This window comes from Janthinobacterium aestuarii (assembly GCF_051380835.1).
Classification (GTDB): domain Bacteria; phylum Pseudomonadota; class Gammaproteobacteria; order Burkholderiales; family Burkholderiaceae_D; genus Janthinobacterium; species Janthinobacterium aestuarii.
Map to the genome: position 1 here is coordinate 91,218 of NZ_JBNYXU010000012.1, position 21,677 is coordinate 112,894.

Here is a 21,677-nt window from a genome sequence, read left to right on the forward strand (position 1 = left end):
AGTGGCGAAGGGCCTTGCAACTGCAAGGCCCTTTTTTTATACTGCGTCTGACACCATACCCAGACGAAAAAAAGGAGCCGCAGCTCCTTTTTCGTACCTATATAACTGCTTTTATGCAGTCGCTTCGCCGCCCAAAGCTTCGACCACGTCGGCCATCAGCTTGCTCAGCTCGCCCGTCATCAGCATCACGTCGCCGTCGAAACGTTCTTCGTCGTTCTTCGTGCTCGATTCCGTTTCCTTGATCACGTCCAGCGGCTTGACGCTCTTGATGGCCAGGGACTCCGTCAGCACGAACGAGATCTTGTCGTTCCACGTCATGGCCAGGCGCGTGCACTGCTTGCCGGCCGCGATGTGGCGGCGCACGTCGTCCGCTTCCAGGGTGTGGCGCACGTAGCGCACGGTGGCCTTGCTCTCGCCCGTGGCGCGCAATTCCGTATCCATGTCGACCGTGAAGCCGGCAGGCGCATCGTCGGCCTGCAGCCATTCCGTCATCACCGCCACGGGCGAGCGCTGCACGCGCAGGCTTTCCAGCGGTAGTTTGTCGACGGCTTTCAACAGCAGCTTGATGACTTCATCGGCTTTCGCCGGGCTGGCCGCATCGACCACCAGCCAGCCATTGAGGGGGTCGATCCACGTCCACACGTTGCTGCGGATACTGAAGGCGCGCGGCAGCAGTTCGTCGGCCACGCGTTCCTTCAATTCCTTCATGGCTTTCTTGCCTGGGGCAAAGCCTTGCGCTTCTTCCATCTCGGCAGCGCGGGCCTTGGCCACCTGGTTGATGACGGTCGCCGGCAGCAGTTTCTTTTCCGTGCCCAGCAAGATCAGCATCTGTTTGTTGACCACGTGGACCAGGCCGCCGTTCGGGCGTGGCGTATCCCAGCCCTGGCGCATCAGATCCATGCTGGTCGCCGGCGTAAATTTGTTCGAGGACAGCGCCTCTTCCAGTTGTTCTGGCGTGTAAGCCCACGGTGCGGGCAGGCGGTAAATCTGAAGATTCTTGAACCACATAGTTTTTGTCTTCCGTTTGTTTCAGTAGTGCCAGGGGAACGCCATTCTACACTTTCGACACGGGAATGCCGTCAAAAGCGCGGACTGGCGCGGTGTTGTTGCTGCGTGGGGAATGCCGCTAGAGGGCGGGAAACAGCTCCGCCTGGGCCGGCGCCTGCCGCGTCACGATGGCCGGATCGGACAAGGTCGAGATACGCACGCCCAGCAGGCGGATTTTCTTTTCAAATGGCACGCGCCGCAAGCAATCGCGGCTGGCGCGCAGGATGGCGGCAGCGTCCGCCGTGGCGCTGGGCAGGGTGATGTCGCGCGTGACGGTGCTGAAATCCTCGAAGCGCAGCTTGATGCCCACCGTGCGCCCCGCCAGCGATTGTTTATCCAAGTCGCCGGCCACGCGCGTGCACAGGCTTTCCAGCTTTTCCGACAGGGTGGCGCGGTCGCGCACCACCTGCAGGTCGCGCTCGAACGTCGTTTCGCGGCTGACGGACTTGGTTTCCCGGCTCGTCTGCACGGGCCGGTCATCGATGCCCAGCGCCGCCTGGCGCAGCCAGCCCGTGTACAGGTCACCGAACTGCGTGCGCAGCATGGCCATGTCGGCCCGGGCCAGTTCGCCGATGGTGAAAATACCTAGCGCTTCCAGCTTGGCCGTCGCTTTCGGACCGATGCCGTTGATCTTTTTCGCCGGCAAGGGCCACACGCGCGTTTCAATATCTTCCGGGTTCAGGATGGTCAGGCCGTCCGGTTTTTCCAGGTCGGAACAGATTTTCGCCAGCAATTTGTTGGGTGCCAGGCCGATCGAGCACGACAGGCCCGTCGCCTCGGACACGGCCGCCTTCAGGCGCGCCGCCATGGCCGGCGCCTGTTCGCCGTATTCGGTCAGGTCGACATAGATTTCATCGATGCCCACGTTCTGGATGATGGGGCACAACTGGGCCACGGCCTGCTTGAAGCGGGCCGAATACTCGCGGTAGGCTTCGAAATCGGCCGGCAGCAGGATGCTGTCGGGCGCCAGCTTGGCCGCCTTCATGATGCCCATGGCGGAAAACACGCCAAACGCGCGCGCCGCATAGGTCGACGTGGTGACGACGCCGCGCCCCACGTAATCGCGCATGCGCGCAAACTGCCGCGTGCCGTCATCCTGCAGCACGGGCTGCTGCAAGCGCCCGCCGCCGATGACGACGGCTTCACCGCGCAACTCCGGATATTTCAACAGTTCCACGGAGGCAAAGAAGGCGTCCATGTCCAGGTGGGCAATCCAGCGGCGGGCAGCGGGTGGCTCTAGAAGGGGGGAGGCAGATGTAGTCAAGGACACCTCGCGGCGGGATACTGTAGTTATATACAGTATCGCTGGAAATGCCCGTGGATGCAAGTTGAAACGCACGCGCACGGCGGTTGCTTTTCCCAATAGCAAGATTACAATCCTGACACAACTATTCAAAGGAGTCGCCTTGTCTATCGCCCATCATGCTGCGCGCCGCCGGTCCGCCTGGTTATCCATCCTGCCGGCCCTGCTGCTGTCCTCGCTGGCGCCATCCGCGCTGGCCGCCGACGCCGCCACTGTCGCTACCGCCACCGCACCTGTCGCCGCCAAGACGGCCTGGCAGGAAACGCGCCACGGCACGGTCGTCACGGACGACTACCGCTGGCTGCAAAAGAAGACCGATCCTGCCGTGATCGATTACCTGAATGCGGAAAATGCCTACACGGCCGCCGTCACGGCCCCGATCCAGCCGCTGGCCGACAAGGTGACTGCGGAAGTGAAGGGGCGCATGCAGGAAGTGGACCTGTCCGTGCCTGCGCGCCAGGGCAATTTCTACTATTACACGCGCACGGAAGCGGGCAAGCAATACCCGATTCACTGCCGCCGTCCTGCCGGCAAGAACGGCGCCTACGATGCGCAAGCGGTTGAAGAAATCTTGCTGGACCAGAATCAATTGGCCGAAGGCCACAAATTCTTTGCCGTGCGTGCGTTTGCCATCAGCCCGAATGAACAGTTGCTGGCCTACACCACCGACACGACGGGTTTTCGCCAGTACGAACTGCATGTCAAGGATTTGAAGACGGGCAAGCTGCTTACGGACACCATGCCGCGCGTGACCTCGCTGGCGTGGGCGGCCGATAACGCCACCCTGATGCTGACGCAGGAAGACGCCACCACCAAGCGCGCGGACCGCTTGTTCCGCCTGCCCCTGGGCGGCACCTTGCGGCAGGTCTACCACGAGCCAGTGGAACAGTTCGCCATCGGCGTGAGCCGCACGCGCGACCACCGCTACTTTGTGCTCACCGCGTACAGCACGGATACCAGCGAAGTGCAGCTCTTGCCGACCAGCACGCCGAATGGCAGTTTCCAGCCCGTGCTGAAACGCGAAAAAGGCCACCGCTACGGCATCGAGCATCGCGACGGTCAGCTGTTTATTCTGACTAACAAAGAGGCGAAGAATTTCCGCGTCGTCAGCGCGCCGCTGTCCGCGCCGCAGCCGAAGAACTGGAAACCCGTCGTGCCGCACAACAAGGATGCCGTGATCCAGTCCATCGACATCTTCCAGGGCTATCTGGTGGTGATGGAAAAGGCCCGTGCCCTGAACCGCGCGCGCATCCATGATTTCGCGCGGCATAACTGGAAGACGGTGCAGTTCGACGACCCCGTCTACCTGGCGACGGCGGCCGGTACGCCGGAGTTTTCCGCCACACAATTTCGCATGTCCTACCAGTCGCCCGTCACGCCACCGACCGTGATCGACGTCAACATGCAAGACGGCAAGCGCACGGTATTGAAACAGCAGGAAATCGTCGGCGGCTTCGACGGCAGCCGCTACACGACGCAGCGCCTGTGGGTAACAGCGCGCGATGGCGTGCAGGTGCCACTGTGGGTCGTCTACAAGAAGGGCGTCAAGCTCGACGGTTCCGCGCCGCTGCTGCTGTACTCGTATGGCTCGTACGGCATTTCCACGGAAGCCAGTTTTGCCATCAGCCGCATCAGCCTGCTGGACCGTGGCGTCATCTATGCGCAAGCGCATATCCGCGGCGGCACCGACATGGGCGAAGCCTGGCATGAAGACGGCATGCTGATGAAGAAGAAAAACACCTTCAATGACTTCATCGACAGCGCCGAGTACCTGGTGCGCGAAAAATGGACCAGCCCGAACCGCCTCATCATCCAGGGCGGCAGCGCGGGTGGCTTGCTGATGGGCGCCGTCGTCAATATGCGTCCCGAGCTGTTCCACGCCGTGCACGCGGCCGTGCCCTTCGTCGACGTGATGAACACCATGATGGACGCCAGCCTGCCGCTGACCACGGGCGAATACCTGGAATGGGGCGACCCGAACCAGAAGGCGGCCTACGACTATATGCTCAGCTATTCGCCCTACGACAACATTGCACGCAAGAATTATCCAGCCATGCTGGTGACGACGGGCCTGAACGACAGCCAGGTCATGTACTGGGAACCGGCAAAATACGTGGCCAAGCTGCGCGCGTATAAGACGGACAGCAATCCCCTGCTGCTGAAAACGAATATGGGTGCCGGCCATGGCGGCGCTTCGGGCCGCTATAACGCCATCGCCGAAAACGCATTCAATATGGCGTGGATGCTGTCGCAGTGGAATATTACGGAGTAATGTAAAAAAGCGCTTGCAGAAGGATTTCGCCCATCCTATAATAGCGCCTCTTCCAGACGTGGTGACAAACGTCGGGATGGTTTTCTGAGACAAGCAACGGGTGCTTAGCTCAGTTGGTAGAGCGGCGCCCTTACAAGGCGTAGGTCGGGAGTTCGAGCCTCTCAGCACCCACCAAATCAGAAAACTGTCCAGTGCTTCACGGATCAGCAATACAGATCATACGAGCTTGGAGTGGTAGTTCAGTTGGTTAGAATACCGGCCTGTCACGTCGGGGGTCGCGGGTTCGAGTCCCGTCCGCTCCGCCAATAAAAGAAAAGCCCTTTGGTTCTCTGAACCGAAGGGCTTTTCCCATTTCAGAAGCAGAAAACACGTCAGTTCCCCTTTCCCTGAATATTTTTGCGCTTTTCAGCAAAAAAACTGCTGTTCGCCCTCAAGAATAGTTGCACAAGCACGAAAGCGCCCCCTATAATAGTGCCTCTTCCAGACGTGGTGACAAACGTCGGGATAGTTTTCTGGGTATGCGGGTGCTTAGCTCAGTTGGTAGAGCGGCGCCCTTACAAGGCGTAGGTCGGGAGTTCGAGCCTCTCAGCACCCACCACCAATACAGAAAATTATCCAGTGCTTCATGGATCAGCAACACAGATCATACGAGCTTGGAGTGGTAGTTCAGTTGGTTAGAATACCGGCCTGTCACGTCGGGGGTCGCGGGTTCGAGTCCCGTCCGCTCCGCCAATAAAAGAAAAGCCCTTTGGTTCTCCGAACCGAAGGGCTTTTCCCATTGTGGGACCGCAAATGCACTAGAATCAGCGCTACCCCGACTCCGCTCCTGCCCCGCAGCTTTTCCCCCTACCTCGTCCTCTGCCCCATCATGCTTTGCTGCAATTTGCCTCAGCCTGGCCCTGTATCCGGGCAGCGAACAGTCCCTGCTGAACGACGAGCTGAGCGCGTTTGCCATGACGTCCACCTTGCAGCAAGACATCACCGCCCTCTCGCTGGGCCAGCACAAAAAGCTGCAGCTGACCCTGGCCTTGCCCGTGCCGCTGGCAGCGACGGTGCAATTGTGAAATAGGACTTTGCAGATCCGACAAGAAACGCTTAGGATGCCGTGTTGCAAAAACCGGCGATCCCGGTGCAGCCACAACGACAACACGGCGCGGCGACTCGCTGCGCCAGGCTTATTCTTGGAGAAATTATGTTGAACACCCACCGCAGCGCCCTGGCGATTCTGTGCGCCGCTTTTGCCACCCTTGCCACCTCGGCCATCGCGGCCGGCCCCACGGGCACGGCCGCCGACTATGGCAGCAGCGCCCCGCACGCCGCGGCCCAGCGCAGCATCGAGCTGCAACCCGATACCCGCCACATCAACGTCACGCGCGGCGAAACCGTCACCATCGCGCGCGCCGGCCAGCGTTTTACCTGGCACGTGCAAACCTTCAGCAACAAGACCGTCTTCGCCCTGAGCGACATCGCGCCGAAGGACATGCCCGTCGACGGCGTGCAAGTGTATGTGGCTGCCAATCCCCAGTACGCGGGCAGCTAAGTTTCTTCTACCCATAAAAAAACCGGAACCACCTCGCGGCCGTTCCAGTTTTTTTGCAGCGTAAAGATTTACGCCGTCAATGCTTCTTTCGATGCGGACTCTTCCACCACTTCCTCGTCGTCCGAGCGGATCAGGTGGTCAAAGGCGGACAAAGCTGCCTTGGCGCCTTCGCCGGTGGCAATGATGATCTGCTTGTACGGCACCGTGGTGACGTCGCCGGCCGCAAACACGCCGGGGATCGAGGTCTGGCCGCGGGCGTCCACTTCGATTTCGCCGTGGCGCGACAGTGCCACCGTGCCTTTGAGCCACTCCGTGTTCGGCACCAGGCCGATTTGCACGAAGACGCCTTCCAGCTCGACCTTTTTCGACTCGCCGCTGACACGGTCCGTGTAGCTCAGGCCATTGACGATCTTGCCGTCGCCGTGGATTTCGGTCGTTTGCGCCGACGTGATCACGGTCACGTTAGGCAGGCTGTGCAGCTTGCGTTGCAGCACCGCATCGGCACGCAGTTCCGCGCCGAACTCGATCAGGGTCACGTGTTTCACGAGACCGGCCAGGTCGATCGCCGCTTCCACGCCCGAGTTGCCGCCACCGATCACGGCCACGCGCTTGCCCTTGAACAACGGGCCATCGCAATGCGGGCAGTAGGCGACACCGTGGTTGCGGTATTCCTTTTCGCCCGGCACGTTGATTTCGCGCCAGCGGGCACCGGTGGCCAGGATGACGGTCTTGGCTTTCAACACGGCGCCATTGGCCGTTTCGATCTGCACCAATTTGCCCGGCGTCAATTTCGCGGCGCGCTGGGTGTTCATGATGTCGACTTCGTATTCCTTGACGTGCTGTTCCAGCGCCATGGCGAACTTCGGACCATCGGTTTCCTTGACGGAAATAAAGTTTTCGATGGCAAGGGTGTCGAGCACCTGGCCGCCGAAACGCTCGGCCAGCACGCCCGTCTTGATGCCTTTGCGGGCAGCGTAGATGGCCGCTGCCGCGCCGGCAGGGCCGCCGCCGACGATCAGCACATCAAACACGTCTTTCTTGTTCAACGCTTCGGCCTGGCGGGCGCCGGCATTGGTGTCGAGCTTGGCGAGGATTTCCTCGACATTCGTGCGGCCCTGGCCAAAATGCTGGCCATTGAGGAACATCATCGGCACGGCCATGATTTGGCGCTCTTCCACTTCTTTCGGGAACACGCCGCCATCGATGGTGGTGACCTTGATGCGCGGATTGATCACCGCCATCGCATTCAATGCCTGCACCACTTCCGGGCAGTTATGGCAGGAAAGCGAAATAAACGTTTCAAACTCGTAATCGCCGTCGAGGTTGCGGATCTGCTCGATCACGGCCTCGTCAAACTTGATGGTGTGGCCGCCCACTTGCAGCAGCGCCAGCACCAGGGAGGTAAATTCGTGGCCCAGCGGCACACCGGCGAAACGCACGCCGATGTCGGAGCCTGCACGGTTGATGCTGAACGACGGGGCCCGTACGCCAGCGTCAAGGCGCTCGACCAGCGTGATCTTGTCGCTCAACAGGACTATCTCCTGGAGCAATTCCTTCATCTCGCGGGCTTTTGCGCTGTCATCGAGAGAAGCGACCAGCTCAAGCGGATACACCACTTTTTCCAGGTAGGATTTCAGTTGGGTTTTGAGGGTTGCGTCTAACATGATTTTTTCTTCCTTTACAAATATTTAGGCGAATGCCGGGCCGGACGCCCGGTCCGGCATCGCGGTAACTACTTGTTTGCTGCGTGTTGCATCGAGACTTAGATCTTGCCAACCAGGTCCAGCGATGGGGTCAGGGTTGCTGCGCCTTCCGTCCATTTGGCTGGGCAAACTTCGCCTGGGTGAGCGGCAACGTATTGAGCTGCCTTAACTTTGCGCAACAGTTCCGATGCGTCACGGCCGATGCCGTTGTCATGCACTTCCAACACTTTGATGAAGCCGTCCGGATTGATGACGAAGGTACCGCGCAGTGCCATGCCTTCTTCTTCGATCATGACTTCGAAATTGCGCGACAGGGTACCGGTTGGGTCGCCGATCAGTGCGTATTGCACTTTCTTGATCGCGTCCGAAGTGTCGTGCCATGCTTTGTGCGCGAAGTGCGAATCGGTCGAGATGCCGTAGACATCGACGCCCAGTTTCTGGAATTCAGCGTGGTGATCGGCCAGATCTTCCAGTTCGGTTGGGCAAACGAAGGTGAAGTCGGCTGGGTAGAAGACGAATACCGACCACTTGCCTTTCAGCGACGCTTCCGTCAGATCGACGAATTTGCCATTGTGGTATGCGGTTGCCTTGAATGGTTTAACTTGGGTATTAATCAGCGACATAGTCATTTCCTCTCGTGTGGTGAATCAGTAAGACTCTAGTGTAAGGGGTTTTAACCCATATGCAAAATTGATTGTCACAATAGTTTCAATTGGTTTTAGCTATCATGACACTATGGGAACTCCATGATAGGCAGTTCCCACGCGATTGGATAGCGGTGACAGTGGATACCCCTGCCGCCGCCAGGTGTTTAATTCTTGAGTTCTTCCGGTACCTTGCCACCGTTTTCAGCCAGCTTGATCATCACCTGGCGGTGCAGCCAGATATTCATGCTGGCCGAATCGTTGGTATCGCCCGTGAAGTGCAGCTCTTGCGCCAGTTCCTTGCGCGCGGCCAGACTGCTGTCGAGTTGAAGCAGTTTCATCAGGTCGACGATGGACGTGCGCCAATTGAGTTTTTCCGCGTTCTTGCTGGCCAGGTCGACCAGCACCACTTCCACGTCCACCACGGGCGCGGCAGCGGCCGGAGCGGCAGCAGGAGCGGCCGGTGCTGCGGCAGGCGCTGTCGTGGCGGCGGCCGGCGTGGCAGCCGGTGCGGCATCGGACGAATGGTGGAAGATCTTGTTGTAGATATTGCTGAAAATGCCCATGAGGTCACCTCGAGTTGAGTGAATGGAAGAAGATTGCCTGCGCACCCGGTGTAGGTACCGGTGACAGCAAAGCCGGGCGCAGGCGCCAGCCCATCGAGTATAAGCCCGTTCAAGCCGGGAGCCCCGTCCCGCAGGCCCAGATGAAATCTGGTGGCAGACTGGGCCTGTTTCAAGGGCGCAAGGGCCGCCGGGCGTGCAGCAGCGCGTCGAACGCTTCGATGGCCAGCGCTGGCGCAAACAGCTCGCCTTGCGCGAAATCGCAGCCGATCTCCAGCAGCCGCGCGCGCTGCTCTTCGGTCTCCACCCCTTCGGCAATGACCTGCAAGCCCAGCTTGTGGGCCATCGTGACGATGGCTTCGCACAGCACCAGTTCGCTGGCGCCGGCCGCCAGCTTGCGCACCAGCACGCCGTCGAGCTTCAGGTAATCGATTCCGCATTGCTGCAGCTGCGTCAGCGAGGCATGGCCGCTGCCGAAGTCATCGAGGGCGATCTGCAGGCCCGCCTCGCGCAGGTGCTGCAGGCGTGGCGCCATGCTATTGCCGTTGGGTAAAAGTACATCTTCGCGCATGTCGAGCACGATGGCCGAGGCCGGCACATCGAGCGCCATCAGCTGGCGCAGCCAGGTGCCTGGCGCTTCCACTTCGCGCTGCAATTCCAGCGGCGACTGGTTCAGGCACAGTTGCAGTCCCGGCAAGCCGATGGCCTGGCCCTGCGCGCGCCAGTGCAGCAGTTGCGTGGCCGCCGTGCGCAGCACCCAGTCGCCGATTTCCACGATCAGGCCGCTGCTTTCGGCCAGCGTGAGGAAATCGGGCGGATACACGATGCCCCGCTGCGGATGGTGCCAGCGCAGCAAAGCTTCAGCCTTGGCAATATTGCCGCTGTGCAGTTCGACGATGGGCTGGTAATACAGCTGCATCTGCTGTTCGCGCAGGGCCGTGCGCAAGTCCGCTCCCATGCGCATGCGGTTGACTGCCGCCACCTGCATGGCCGGCGTAAAGTAGCTGTAGCGGTTGCGCCCCGCGCCTTTCGACACATACATGGCCTGGTCCGCCTGCTTGAGCAGGTCCTCGATCGTGCCCGCGTCATCGGGATACAGAGTGACGCCGATCGAGGCCGAGACGAAGGCCTGCTCCTGTCCCAGCAGGAACGGCGCCAGCAAGCCGTCGAGTATCTGCCGCGCGATGCGGTCGACTTGCTGCAGGTCGTCGATGTCGGACAGGATCACCGTGAATTCATCGCCGCCCAGGCGCGCCACCGTATCCGTCTCGCGCACGCCCACGCGGATGCGCCGCGCCGCCTCGATCAGCAAGATATCGCCCTGGTGGTGGCCCAGGGTGTCGTTGACTTCCTTGAAATGGTCGAGATCGATGAACAGGATGGCCACGCGGCTCGCATCGCGCCGGCCCTGGGCCAGCGCCTGGCGCAAACGCTCGTGGAACATGCGGCGGTTCGGCAATTGCGTCAGGGTATCGAAATTGGCTTGCTGCCAGATCAGCGCTTCCGTTTGCCGCTTGTCCGTCACGTCTTCCAGCATGCACAAGTGGTGCGGTCCGCCATGGCGCGCAGTGGCGATGGCCGTCACCGATGCATCGACCCACACGACGCCGCCATCGGGACGCACGATGCGCTTGGCGTGGCGGAAGCCCTGCAGGCGCCGCGCCAGCAGCTGCGCCACGTGCGCCTGCTCGCCGGCCACGTCGTCGGGATGGCTGATCTCCATCCAGCTCGTTTGCTTCATGTGTTCCAGGGTGCGTCCGGCGATGGCCAGATAGCGCGGATTGATATCGAGAAACTGTCCGCTCACGGTATCGATCAGGGCGATGCCCATGGGTGCTTCCTCGAACATGGTGCGAAAGCGCAATTCCCCCTGGCGAATGGTTTCCTCGGTGCGGCGGCGCTCGCGCGCCAGGTTGTTGAAGTGGAAGCCGGCCGACACGGCCAGCAGACTGCCCGCCAGGCCCAGCGACAAATACAGCCAGCCCAGGTCGGCGCCCGGCACGGGGCGGTACAGGAAGCCCTTGTAGGCGCGGCTGTCCGTGGCCTTGGGCGGCAGCACGCCCATGGCCGCATACGTGTCGGCAATATGCTGCCAACGCTGGGGATTCATGTAGCCGAGCTCCACCAGCACGGGCTGCAGCAGCAATTCCATCTGCTGCGCCTCGTACAGCAGGTGCGCGCGGTCGTGGCGCTGGCTGTATTTGACGTGGATCAGTTGCGCCATTTCCTCGCGATGCGCCATCGCGTATTGCCAGCCGCGCAGGCTGGCCGCGCGGAACGCTTTGACACGCTCGGGATGGCGGCGCAGTTCCTGCTCGCTGGTAAACAGGTTGTCGCCGTAGAAATCGATGCCGGCCGTGCGCGGCGTAAACTGGTAATAGGAAAATCCCGCCCGGTCCAGGTAGTCCGGTTCGTTGGTGGAGTACGCGGCAATCGCATCGACCTTGCCATCGATCAAATCCTCGATCCGGTAGCTGGGCGGCAAGTGGCGCATCTGCTGCGGCGCGACGCCCATTTTCCCCAGGAACAGCGACACTTCATCGGAGGCGGCCGCCACATTGACGGCCGCACCGATCATCACGGGCGCCCCCACCAGCTTGCGCACGTCGGGCGCGCCGCCCTGCTGGCGCATCAGCAGCACGCTGGGCGAATGCTGGAACACCACGGCCAGCACCACCACCGGCTTGCCCGCCAGGCGGCTGAGCAACAAGGTGCTGTTGCCCACGCCATATTCGGCCTGGCCCGCCAGCACGGCTGCCTCGGCAGGCGGCACGCCGCTGCCTTCGACCAATGTCACCTCCAGCCCCGCCTCGCGGTAATAGCCTTGCTCGATGGCCGCGTAATAGCCGGCGAACTGGAATTGATGCGTGAAATTGAGGTGCAGGGAGACGGCTTCCAGCGCCCGGACAGGCGTGGCCAGGCACAGCAGCAGAATGAAACAGCAGCGGAAAGCGTCGGATGCTTTCATCGGCATGGCGGGACACCACAGGAAGCTGCCGAGCTGGCAGGGGTAAGGCTATTGTAGCCGCCCCTTTTGCCGATGGATAATTATTTCAGTGTGGACAATAGCGTTGATGTTTTTGGCAAACAACGTCACCATTGTTTGCGCTAGAACACGACGCCAGCCACCAGAATGATGTTGGCGTACGGACTGCACTCGCCCGTGCGCACGATGGCGCGCGCACCCTTTGACAGTTGCTTGAACTCGTCATGCGTCACCTGGCGCGCATCGGGCAAGGCCAGGGCCGCCACCTGCGCCGCCATGGCTGGATTATGCTGCGGCAACTCGCTGGCGAGCAAATGGTATTCCACCTGCATTTCGCTCAGCACGGTGTTGACTGTATCGATAAAGCCGGGGATGCCGCGCGTCAGGGCCAAGTCGATCAGGGGCACGCCCGGCTGCGACGGCAAGCCCGCGTCGCCGATGACGAGCATGTCGCCATGGCCGAGCGACGCGATCAGTTGCGACAGTGCGATATTAAGCAGCGGTGATTTTTTCATGGTCTCAGAAAAGCTCGTGCAAGTGGGGGATCGACGTTTGTGCGCCGGGCTTGGTGACGCTCCAGGCAGCCGCGCGCTGGCCTTGCTGGATCGCTTCCGCCTCGTCCATGCCGGACGCCAGACCCGCCACAAAACCGCCGATAAACGTGTCGCCGGCGGCCGTCGTATCGACGGCTTTCACCGCTTCGGCCGGGAACGTGAAATCGCCGCCATACAGGGCCGCGTGCACGCCCTTGGAACCCAAGGTAATGATGACGTTGTCGCTGCCCAGCTTTTGCAGCGCGGCGGCCAGTGCCTTGACGTCCGCGCCTTCCGGGCTGACGCCGGCCAGCATCGCCGCTTCGATTTCATTCGGAATCAGGTAATCGACCAGTTCCAGCACGCCTTCCGGCAAGCTGGCCGCCGGGGCCGGGTTCAGCACCACGGTCTTGCCCAGCGAACGGGCCAATTTGATGGCATGCACGACGGTGGCCATCGGGGTTTCCAGCTGCAGCACGACGATGTCGGCCTGCTCAATTAACCCTTGCGCCGCGTCGATGTGCGCGGGGCTGAGCAGATCGTTGGCGCCGCCGGCAATGACGATGCTGTTCTGGCCGTTGTCGTCGACGAGGATCGAGGCGATGCCGGACGCGACACCGGGCAAGGTCGTGATGTGGCTGTCGATGATGCCGTCGCCGACGAGCGCCGCGCGCAGGGTCGCGCCAAACGCATCGTCGCCCACGCAAGCGACCATGGCCACTTGCTGGGCACCGGCCACTTTGCCGCTCAGGCGCGCGCAGGCCACGGCCTGGTTGGCGCCCTTGCCGCCAGGGATGGTTCTAAACGCGCCGCCCGTCAGGGTTTCGCCGGGGAGAGGCATGCGCGGCACGCGCAAGACCAGGTCCATATTGATGCTGCCGATAACCACGATCATGATGTCATTCCCATCAGTTCAGTTGCAGGTGAAGAAGTAAGTGCGGTAGAAGTTAAAGCGGCCGCGACGCTGGAGCCGCGCACGTGCAGTGCCGGCGCGATGCTGCGCTGCTGGCGCGGCAAGGCGGGGTCGGCGATGCGCGCCAGCAGGCAGGCAGCCGTGATGTGGCCCAGCTCGCGCGTATTTTGCGCCACGCTGGTCAAGGCCGGATGCACGAAACTGGCCAGGTCGATATCGTCGAAGCCGACGACGGCCAGTTCGCCCGGCACGGCAATGCCCCGCTCGGCGGCGGCGCGCAGGGCGCCAAAGGCCATCAAGTCATTGCAGCAGAACAAGGCGTCGGGGCGCTGGCCTGGCGGCAGCGCCAGCACGTCCAGCGCGGCCGCATAGCCGCCCGCGCTCGTAAAATCGCTATGGCGGCACAGCGCGTCGTCCAGGACCACGCCCGCGTCCGCCATGGCGCTGCGCACGCCGTCGATGCGCTCATTGGAAATGCTCACTTCGCGGGGACCGGCGATGCAAGCGAAGCGCCGGCGTCCCAGGCCCAGCAAATGGCGCGCGGCCAGGGCACCGCCAGCGCGGTTGTCGACGGCCACGGCATCGATGGACAGGTCGCTGGGCGCGCGGTCGAGCAGCACGGCCGGCACCTTCATCTTGCGCAGCAATTCGCCGTCGCTGTCGGCCAGCGCGGACAAAATCAGACCGTCGCAGCGCTTGGTCAAGAGCACGTTCAGATAGTCGCGCTGCTTGACGGGGTCGTCATCGGAATTGCATAAAATCACACTGTAGCCGGCCGCGTAGCAGCTGTCCTCGATGCCGCGCGCCACTTCCGAAAAATACGGATTCGTATTGTTGGGGATGATCAGGCCGATGGTGCCCGTGCTGCGGCTGCGCAAGGACCGCGCCAGCGCGCTGGGCACGTAATGCAATTGTTCCACGGCCGCCAGCACGGCGCGGCGCGCCTCGTCGCTGACGGGGCGGGTATTGTTGAGGACGTGCGACACGGTGGTAAACGATACCCCCGCCGCCTGCGCCACTTGTTTGATGGTTGCCATGGGCCAGTATTATGAACGCTCGCCGCGGCGGCGGTAGGTGTCGAGCACCACGGCCGCGACGATCACCAAGCCCGTGACGATACGTTTCACGGGTTCGGACACGCCCACTTGCGCCAGGCCCGCTTCCAGCACGGAAATAATCAACACGCCGATAAAGGTGCTGATGACGGAACCGCGTCCACCCATCAAGCTCGTGCCGCCGATCACGACGGCGGCGATCACTTGCAATTCCATGCCCACACCGCCGTTCGGGTCGGCCGCTTCCAGGCGCGATACCTGGAACAGCGCGCCCACGCCGGCGAGGAAACCCATCAAGGCGAAGACCAATACTTTCGATGGTTTTGTGTTGATGCCGGACAAACGCACGGCTTCTTCATTCGTGCCGATGCCGATCCAGTGGCGTCCCAGCACCGTGCGCGTGAGCACCAAATGGCCGATGACAACGATGGCGATCGAGGCGATGAAGGCGGGCGACAGGCCGAACGCGATCGGCGAGCTGATGCCGTCAACGGCGCTGCCGATGTATTCCGTGCGCGAGTTCGTCACTTGATACGCCATGCCGCGCGCCATTTCCAGTACGCCCAAGGAAACGATGAACGAGGGAATGCGCCAGCCGACGGAGATCAGGCCCGTCGTGGCGCCGCACAGGGCGGCGACGAACATGCCCAGCAGGGCCGCGCTCCATACGGGCCAGCCCCAGTGCACGACGGCCAGCGACAGCACGGAAGCGGCCAGCGCCATCACGGAGCCCACCGACAAATCGATGCCGCCGATGATCAACACGAACGTCATGCCGACAGCCATCACGACCAGGGTCGGGATATTGTTCGACAAGGTGCTCAAGGTGGCCAGGGTAAAGAAGTTTTCGCTGGCAAACGAGAACAGCACGCACATGGCCAGCAGGGCGCCGATCAGGCCAGCATAGTTTTTCAGGTCGGCCAGGCTGCGCTGCAGATACGAAGGAGAGGAATTGGTGGTCATGGGAATCTTTCCGGCGGATCAGGCCGCAGCTGGAGTGGAAGTGGGAGTCAAATAACCGGAGAAGGCGGCCGACAGCAGCGCGTCTTGGCTCCAGGCGCCGCGCTCGAAGGTGTCGACGATGCTGCCGGCGCTCATGACGGCGATGCGGTCGCAGATCAGCATCAGTTCGCGCAAATCGCTCGAGACGATGACGAGGCCCTTGCCCTGGCGCGCCTGTTCGGCCAGCACCTGATAAATATCAAACTTGGCACCGATATCGATGCCGCGCGTGGGCTCGTCGAACAGCATCACGGGGCAGTCGCGGTACAGCCAGCGCGCGATCACCACTTTTTGCTGGTTACCGCCGGACAGTTCCGCCACCGTTTGCGCGCTGTTGCGCGAGCGGATGCCGAGGCGCTCGATGTAATCGTCGGCCACCGATGCTTCGGACGCATCGTTGAGCCAACCGGCGCCACTGACGGTGTCGAGCGAGGCCAGGGTCGTGTTGACGGCGATGGACTGGCGCAACAACAAGCCTTGCCCCTTGCGGTCTTCCGTGATCATGGCGATGCCCGCTTTCACCGCGGCCTGCGGCGAGGCCAGGGCGGCAGGTGTTTCGCTATCGCCAAGGAACACGTCGCCGGCATCGGCACGGTCGGCGCCGAAGATCAAACGCAGCAATTCCGTGCGACCCGAGCCGATCAGGCCGGCGATGCCGAGGATTTCGCCGGCGCGCAAGTCGAACGAGGTCGGGTTGACGACCTTGCCGCGCGCCAGGCCCCGCACGCGCAGCAGCGGTGCGCCGATGGTGCGCCCGCTCAGGTCGACGGCATCGTCGGCCGAGCGCCCTACCATCAGGCTGACCAGGTCGGCGGCGGAGTGGCCCGCGATATCGTCATCGCACACGAGCTGCCCATCGCGCAGCACGGCGATGCGGTCGGCCACGCGCTTGAGTTCTTCCAGGCGGTGGGAAATATAGATGATGCACACGCCTTCGGCTTTCAGGCGCTCGATTTGCAGGAACAGCAATTCCACTTCGCGGTGCGTCAGCATGGCCGTCGGCTCATCGAGCACCAGCAAACGGCAAGCGCCGATCAGGTTGCGCGCGATTTCGATCATTTGCTGGTGGCCGATGCCCAGTTCGCCCACGAGGGTCCACGGATCGAGGCCGCCCAAGCCCACTTTTTCCATCTGTTCGCGCGCGTCGCGTTCGAGGCGGCCGCGGTCGATGAAGCCGAAACGCTGCGGCAGATTTTTCAGGTACAGGTTTTCCGCGATCGACAGGGTGGGAATCAAATTGAGTTCCTGCATCACCATGCGGATGCCCAGCGCCTCGGCGGCGCCGCGCGAGGCGGGTTGATAGGGCTTGCCGTCGAGCAGCATCGTGCCCGTGGTGGCTTGCTCCAGGCCGCAGATGATCTTCGACAGGGTACTTTTACCAGCACCGTTTTCGCCCGTCAGCGCCAGCACCTGGCCGGGGGCAAAGCGCAAGCCCACGCCGCCCAGCACGGGGCCGACATAGGACTTGCCGATGTTATCCAAGGTCAATAGAGGGGTGCCGGCTGATGGCGCCGGGGGGATGTCGGTAGGCATGATAAAACTCCGCGGAATAAGACGGCGGAGCCGGCGCCAGCAATGTTGCTATGGCGCCGGCCCCGGCGGGATCAAACGATCAGGACTTGGCGCCCTTGGCGACCAGTTCGACCTTGGTTTCGATGACGCCACCCAGCTCGGCCTGTTTCTTCTTCTGCGCCAGGGCTTTCAGCACGGTGTCGATACCGAACACGGCTTGCTGCGAGCCGAACTGGTCGGCGGTAGCCAGCACGCGGCCATCGGCCAGCATCGGCTTGATGGCGTTGATGTTGTCGTAGCCGACGACGATGACTTTGCCCGTTTTACCGGCCGCCTTGATGGCGGACACGGCGCCGATAGCCATGTTGTCGTTACCGCACAGCAAAGCCTTGATGTTCGGGTTGGCGTTCAGCATGGCGGCCGCCACCGTATTGGCAGGAGCGATTTCCCACTGGCCCGACTGCACGCTGACAACTTTCGCGCCGGCCGCGTTCATGGCGTCCTGGAAGCCCAGGGTGCGCTGCTGCGCGTTGTAAGTCGTCGACACGCCTTCGATGATGCCGACCGGGTCGCCCTTCTTGATCTGCTTGGCCAGGAAGTCGCCGACGACCTTGGCGCCCTTGCGGTTGTCCGGGCCGACGAACGGCACGGTGATGCCCTTCTCTTTCAGGGCGCCCTCGTCAAGCTTGTTGTCGATATTGACGACGATGATGCCCGCGTCGATGGCTTTTTTCAGTACCGGCACCAGCGCTTTCGAGTCGGCAGGGGCGATCACCAGCGCGTTGACGCGCGAGACGATCATTTGCTCGACCAGCTTGATCTGGCTCGACGTATCCGTCTCATCCTTGATGCCGTTCGACAGCAGGTCGTACTTGGCGGCATTGGCCTTCTGATGCGCCTTGGCGCCATTTTCCATGGTCAGGAAAAATTCATTGGCGAGCGACTTCATCACCAGCGCCACCTTCGGTTTGGCAGGTGCCTGCGCCATCGCCGGCACGGCGGGCAAGGCACACACCAGGACAGCGGCGGCAATCATTTTCAGGCGAATACGGGATGTCATGAGCGTCTCCAGAGTTGTTGGTCAAGCACGTCTACACCATGCTTTTATGAAATTTTACGGTGCGCAAACGTTTGCGCGAAGCGAATAGTGCCTCAATGCCCTATTACAGTGCAAGCAAAACTGTATGTGCGGTGCAGCAAAAAGGGAGCGCCCAGAAGGAAACAGGCAGGCCGATGCGATCAGCCTGCCGAGGAGAAATGCGTAGCAATCAGACGTTTGTTGCGGGACGGGCACTGGCCCACTGCACGGCCAGCACGCTGGCCAGCACCAGCAGCAAGCCCAGCATCGACCAGCCCGTCATGGCCTGGCCCAGCAAGGCCCAGCCCAGCACGACGGCCATCAGGGGGCTGAGCAGTCCCAGCGAAGAGACGGCCACGGGCGACAGCCTGGCGATGCCGCGAAACCACAGCGCATATGCCAGCAAGGCGCCGGCCAGGCACAGGTAGGCGTAGGCCAACACTTGCTGCCAGGACAGCGCCGGCAAGGGTGCATCGGCCAGCCAGGCGACGGGCGCCAGCATCAGGCCACCGAGCAGCAATTGCCAGCCCGTCAGCGCCAGCACGGGCAAGTCCGGCTTCCAGCGCCGCGTCAGGTAAGTGCCGGCCGCCATGCAGGCCGTGCCGCCCAGCGCGGCGGCGATACCGATGGGTTCCCACACGGTGCGCGGCGACAACAACAAAATACCCATGCCCGCCACGCCCAGCACGCTGGCAAGCAAGGCCAGGCGGGCCGGACGGCGCCCTTCCACGCCCCAGGCCAGGCCCATCACCAGCAGCGGCTGGATGGCGCCCACCACGGCCGCCAAACCGCCTGGCAAGCGGTAGGCCGCCACGAACAGTAGCGCCTGGAACACGCCGATATTCAGTGCCGACAGGATCAGCACGCGGGCCCAGTCGCGCCGCGCGGGCAGGCGCCGCATGAGGAGCAGCAACAGCAAGCCGGCCGGCAACACGCGGATCAGGGCCGCCGTGAAAGGCCGGTCCGGCGGCAGCAATTCGGACGTGACGATATACGTGGAACCCCAGATCAGGGGCGCCAGCGCCGTGAGCACGATATCGCCCCAGGCGGGACGGGCAGGAGAGGCGGACATGCACTATCTCGACATGAAGATAAAAATGGAGTGTGGACGCGAACTATCTTGATGTCAAGATAAGTTGGCTTGCGCCGCTGTCGGGCGGGCGTAAAAAAGCCCGGCATTGCCGGGCTTGGTGAACTGCGCCAGGCGGCACGCTGCGCCGCCTGCCTGATGTTTAATCGCGTACGCGCTGCAGCACCGCGATCGGCATGCCGCCAAGCATGAGCGTGGCCGTATTGTTGCTGTTGCTCAGGCTGACCTGCATGGGCATGCCGCCCCGTTCTGCCGAGATGATGGTCACGATACTGCCCTCGGCGGAAAACGTGGCCTTGCTTGCCTTGCCATGCTCGTCGATCATGCTGTCCCGTTTGAATTCCAGGACTTCGCCCGCCGAGGTCTTCCATTTGCCCACCAGCGGGTGGCCGCCAAAGCTGAACAGGCTTTTCAGCTTGTCCAGCATGCCCGCTCCTTGCGCGTCGGATGCATGGCGCGCGGCGCCCGCCATGGCCATGGCGGCCTGGTGCATTTGCGCGCGGTCGGTGGTGACCTGCCATTGCTTGTCGACTAGCGCCAGCGGCAGTTGCACTTCCAGGTCGTCGCCCGGCAAGCGCTGCAGGATCAGCGCGCGGTCCGGCGATTTGGCCAGCCACGCCGCTTCATCGGTCAGCGCCAGCGTCGCTGTCGCCATCGCCACCTGCTGCCCGCCCATGTCGCGCACCTGCTCGTAGCCGTTGACACTGGCCACTTTCACGCCCTTGGCCACGCACAGCTTGTCGCCGCGCAAAGCTGCCTTTCCGGGCGCGGCCAGCGCGTAGACAAATTGCGATTGCGCAATCCAGCCACCGCTGCTTTGCTCGACGGGAGCGTTGTACAGGCCGCCACGCACGAGAATATCGAGCCATTGCCGAGTGGAACTATCGTACGACGCCACGCGGATTTCTTCCTTCTGGTACGGCAAGTTGGTAAAGCACAGCAGCTTGTCGCGCGCCGCCTCGTCGGCCGCCAGATGGGCGTCGATGGCGCGGCTGAAACTGCTGGCCGATGCCGCCTCGGGCGCCAGCAGCCACGCCAGCGCGCCACCTGCCACGATGACCACCGCCAGCACGCCGCCGGCGATCATGACGTGGCGCCGCTGCACACCGGCGCCAGCCGGTTTGGCGGGCGCGGCGGGCGCCGGCGCTGATGCGGCGTTGACGGCCTTGCCGCATTCATCGCAAAAGCGCGCGTCGGGCGCGTGGGCGGTCCCGCACTGTTTACAGAATTGCGCCATGGTCTGCCTTACTTGAGTTTATGCGCGCATTCGCCGCAGAACACGTCATCGGACGCGACTGGTGCCTGGCAGTTCGGGCAGTGCAGGCTGTCCGCCGGCGCAGCGGCCGGTGCCGCAGGCGCTGCAGGTGCCGAAGGCGCGGCTGGTGCAGTCGCCTGTTCAGCCAGGGCACGCGCGCGCTCACGCGCTTCCTCGGCTTTTTTCTTGACCGTGGCCAGGCCGTCGTTCAGGCTCGCTTCCGAGGCGCTGAAATCGACATTGCGCGTGGCGTTCAGGTAAATGATGCACACGCCCTTGGTGAAGATCAGGCCCGGCACCACGGCCGCGGCCGCCAGCAACAAGCCGCCACCCAGACCGGCTGCGATGATGTAGCCGGAACCGCCATTCAGACCCGAAGCAAGGGAATACATGTTCATCTGGCCGCCCAGGCCCAGGATGCCGGCCGACATGCCGCTCGTCAGCGACACACCGGTACCGATCACGCCAAAGATCAGCAGCGCCACAAACGAGGTGATCAGGAACAGCAGCACTTCCAGCAGAATCACCGAGACCAGCTTGGTGCGCACGATCAGGTTCAGGCGGGCAATGATCTGGAACACGGTGGCGCCCGACCAGGCGGCAGGGCCGGCCAGTGGCAGCATCACGTAGAACAGGGCAAACACCAGCACACCCAGCACGATGGCCGACAGCGGGAAGACGACCGTGTACAGCACGGGGCCGAGCACGGGGATCTTGCAGACGAACAAGACGATGGCAATGGCGAGCATGGCCGCCAGCACGATCAGAAATTCCAGGAAGACGACCGCGATCAGGCGGTGGCTCGTGTACAGAGAGACGAGCACGGCATCAACCAGGCTCATGCCAGGCTGGCCTTGTACATCGCGCATCAGCAAAATGCCCACGGCGTTGGAACCGTAAAACATCACGAGGAAGGCCATCAGGCCGCCCAGGAAGCCCAGCAGCACGCTGCTCATGCTGCCGGCGAGCATCGTCAGTACGCCACCGACGAGCACGGCGCCGATAAAGGTCAGGGCCAGCAGGGCAATCGCGCGGAAGTTCTTGATGGCGTCGGTCGCTTCGATCAGCGAACCGAGCGCGGAGGAAAAGGGAAGGGGTTTAGCTGCTTCTGTGGAAATGGTCATGTCTAGCCTGGAAGGATTAAATCGGAAGGGGACGGCCTGCCTGGCCGCCCCGTGGTC

The 21,677-nt window shown here is 62.4% G+C and carries 17 protein-coding genes and 4 tRNA genes; 6 read left to right on the top strand and 15 right to left on the bottom strand.

The features are described from left to right. Positions 1-111 precede the first annotated feature (111 nt). Both ACQ4WO_RS25530 and dinB read right to left on the bottom strand, forming a co-directional pair. Positions 112-1,008 (bottom strand): recombination-associated protein RdgC, encoded by an 897-nt coding sequence (locus ACQ4WO_RS25530; RefSeq protein WP_436483779.1) that lies wholly within the window; start codon positions 1,006-1,008, stop codon positions 112-114. Positions 1,009-1,126: 118 nt separating this feature from the next. Beyond that, a complete protein-coding gene (dinB, locus tag ACQ4WO_RS25535; protein WP_436483780.1) occupies positions 1,127-2,311 on the bottom strand; it encodes a DNA polymerase IV in 1,185 nt (394 codons plus the stop codon). Positions 2,312-2,453: 142 nt separating this feature from the next. Here dinB and ACQ4WO_RS25540 point away from each other — a divergent pair, with 142 nt between their 5' ends. The 6 genes from ACQ4WO_RS25540 to ACQ4WO_RS25565 all read left to right on the top strand — a co-directional run bounded on the left by ACQ4WO_RS25540 (position 2,454) and on the right by ACQ4WO_RS25565 (position 6,162). Continuing rightward, a complete protein-coding gene (locus ACQ4WO_RS25540) occupies positions 2,454-4,622 on the top strand; it encodes a S9 family peptidase (RefSeq protein WP_436483781.1) in 2,169 nt (722 codons plus the stop codon). A gap of 98 nt (positions 4,623-4,720) precedes the next feature. Continuing rightward, positions 4,721-4,796, top strand: a tRNA-Val gene (locus ACQ4WO_RS25545). A gap of 54 nt (positions 4,797-4,850) precedes the next feature. Beyond that, positions 4,851-4,927 (top strand) — tRNA-Asp (locus ACQ4WO_RS25550). Positions 4,928-5,144: 217 nt separating this feature from the next. Then, positions 5,145-5,220: transfer RNA gene (locus ACQ4WO_RS25555), tRNA-Val, on the top strand. Between the two features lie 57 nt (positions 5,221-5,277). Beyond that, positions 5,278-5,354 (top strand) — tRNA-Asp (locus ACQ4WO_RS25560). Between the two features lie 460 nt (positions 5,355-5,814). After that, positions 5,815-6,162 carry a CzcE family metal-binding protein gene (locus tag ACQ4WO_RS25565; protein ID WP_436483782.1) on the top strand — a complete coding sequence of 116 codons (348 nt, stop codon included), beginning with the start codon at positions 5,815-5,817 and terminating at the stop codon, positions 6,160-6,162. A 68-nt stretch (positions 6,163-6,230) separates the two neighbouring features. On the opposite strand, the gene ahpF is transcribed toward ACQ4WO_RS25565, so the two are convergent. The 13 genes from ahpF to ACQ4WO_RS25630 form a co-directional block, all read right to left on the bottom strand. Continuing rightward, entirely contained in the window at positions 6,231-7,826 is a 1,596-nt protein-coding gene (gene ahpF, locus ACQ4WO_RS25570; RefSeq protein WP_436483783.1) for an alkyl hydroperoxide reductase subunit F, read from the bottom strand. A 98-nt stretch (positions 7,827-7,924) separates the two neighbouring features. Beyond that, positions 7,925-8,488, bottom strand: coding sequence for an alkyl hydroperoxide reductase subunit C (gene ahpC, locus ACQ4WO_RS25575; RefSeq protein WP_034753905.1), 564 nt, complete (start codon positions 8,486-8,488; stop codon positions 7,925-7,927). 188 nt (positions 8,489-8,676) lie between these two features. Beyond that, positions 8,677-9,075, bottom strand: coding sequence for a DUF3597 domain-containing protein (locus ACQ4WO_RS25580; RefSeq protein ID WP_034753903.1), 399 nt, complete (start codon positions 9,073-9,075; stop codon positions 8,677-8,679). A gap of 169 nt (positions 9,076-9,244) precedes the next feature. After that, entirely contained in the window at positions 9,245-12,046 is a 2,802-nt protein-coding gene (locus tag ACQ4WO_RS25585; RefSeq protein WP_436483784.1) for an EAL domain-containing protein, read from the bottom strand. A gap of 134 nt (positions 12,047-12,180) precedes the next feature. Next, a complete protein-coding gene (gene rbsD, locus ACQ4WO_RS25590; RefSeq protein WP_034753900.1) occupies positions 12,181-12,573 on the bottom strand; it encodes a D-ribose pyranase in 393 nt (130 codons plus the stop codon). 4 nt (positions 12,574-12,577) lie between these two features. Further along, positions 12,578-13,486, bottom strand: a complete 909-nt coding sequence (gene rbsK, locus ACQ4WO_RS25595; protein WP_128140582.1) for a ribokinase — start codon at positions 13,484-13,486, stop codon at positions 12,578-12,580. Next, positions 13,483-14,541: a LacI family DNA-binding transcriptional regulator gene (locus tag ACQ4WO_RS25600; protein WP_436483785.1), complete on the bottom strand. Its 1,059-nt coding sequence runs from the start codon at positions 14,539-14,541 to the stop codon at positions 13,483-13,485. The genes rbsK and ACQ4WO_RS25600 overlap by 4 nt, the downstream gene beginning before the upstream one ends. Before the next feature lie 9 nt (positions 14,542-14,550). After that, positions 14,551-15,522 carry an ABC transporter permease gene (locus ACQ4WO_RS25605; RefSeq protein WP_070303783.1) on the bottom strand — a complete coding sequence of 324 codons (972 nt, stop codon included), beginning with the start codon at positions 15,520-15,522 and terminating at the stop codon, positions 14,551-14,553. 18 nt (positions 15,523-15,540) lie between these two features. Next, positions 15,541-17,094, bottom strand: a complete 1,554-nt coding sequence (locus ACQ4WO_RS25610; protein WP_436483786.1) for a sugar ABC transporter ATP-binding protein — start codon at positions 17,092-17,094, stop codon at positions 15,541-15,543. 79 nt (positions 17,095-17,173) lie between these two features. Next, positions 17,174-18,133, bottom strand: coding sequence for a sugar ABC transporter substrate-binding protein (locus ACQ4WO_RS25615; RefSeq protein WP_436483787.1), 960 nt, complete (start codon positions 18,131-18,133; stop codon positions 17,174-17,176). Between the two features lie 208 nt (positions 18,134-18,341). Then, complete coding sequence (locus ACQ4WO_RS25620; RefSeq protein ID WP_436483788.1) at positions 18,342-19,223, bottom strand: EamA family transporter; 882 nt, start codon at positions 19,221-19,223, stop codon at positions 18,342-18,344. 160 nt (positions 19,224-19,383) lie between these two features. Continuing rightward, entirely contained in the window at positions 19,384-20,478 is a 1,095-nt protein-coding gene (locus tag ACQ4WO_RS25625) for a zinc ribbon domain-containing protein (protein ID WP_436483789.1), read from the bottom strand. A gap of 8 nt (positions 20,479-20,486) precedes the next feature. After that, entirely contained in the window at positions 20,487-21,620 is a 1,134-nt protein-coding gene (locus ACQ4WO_RS25630) for a zinc ribbon domain-containing protein (protein ID WP_436483790.1), read from the bottom strand. Between the last annotated feature and the right edge of the window lie 57 nt (positions 21,621-21,677).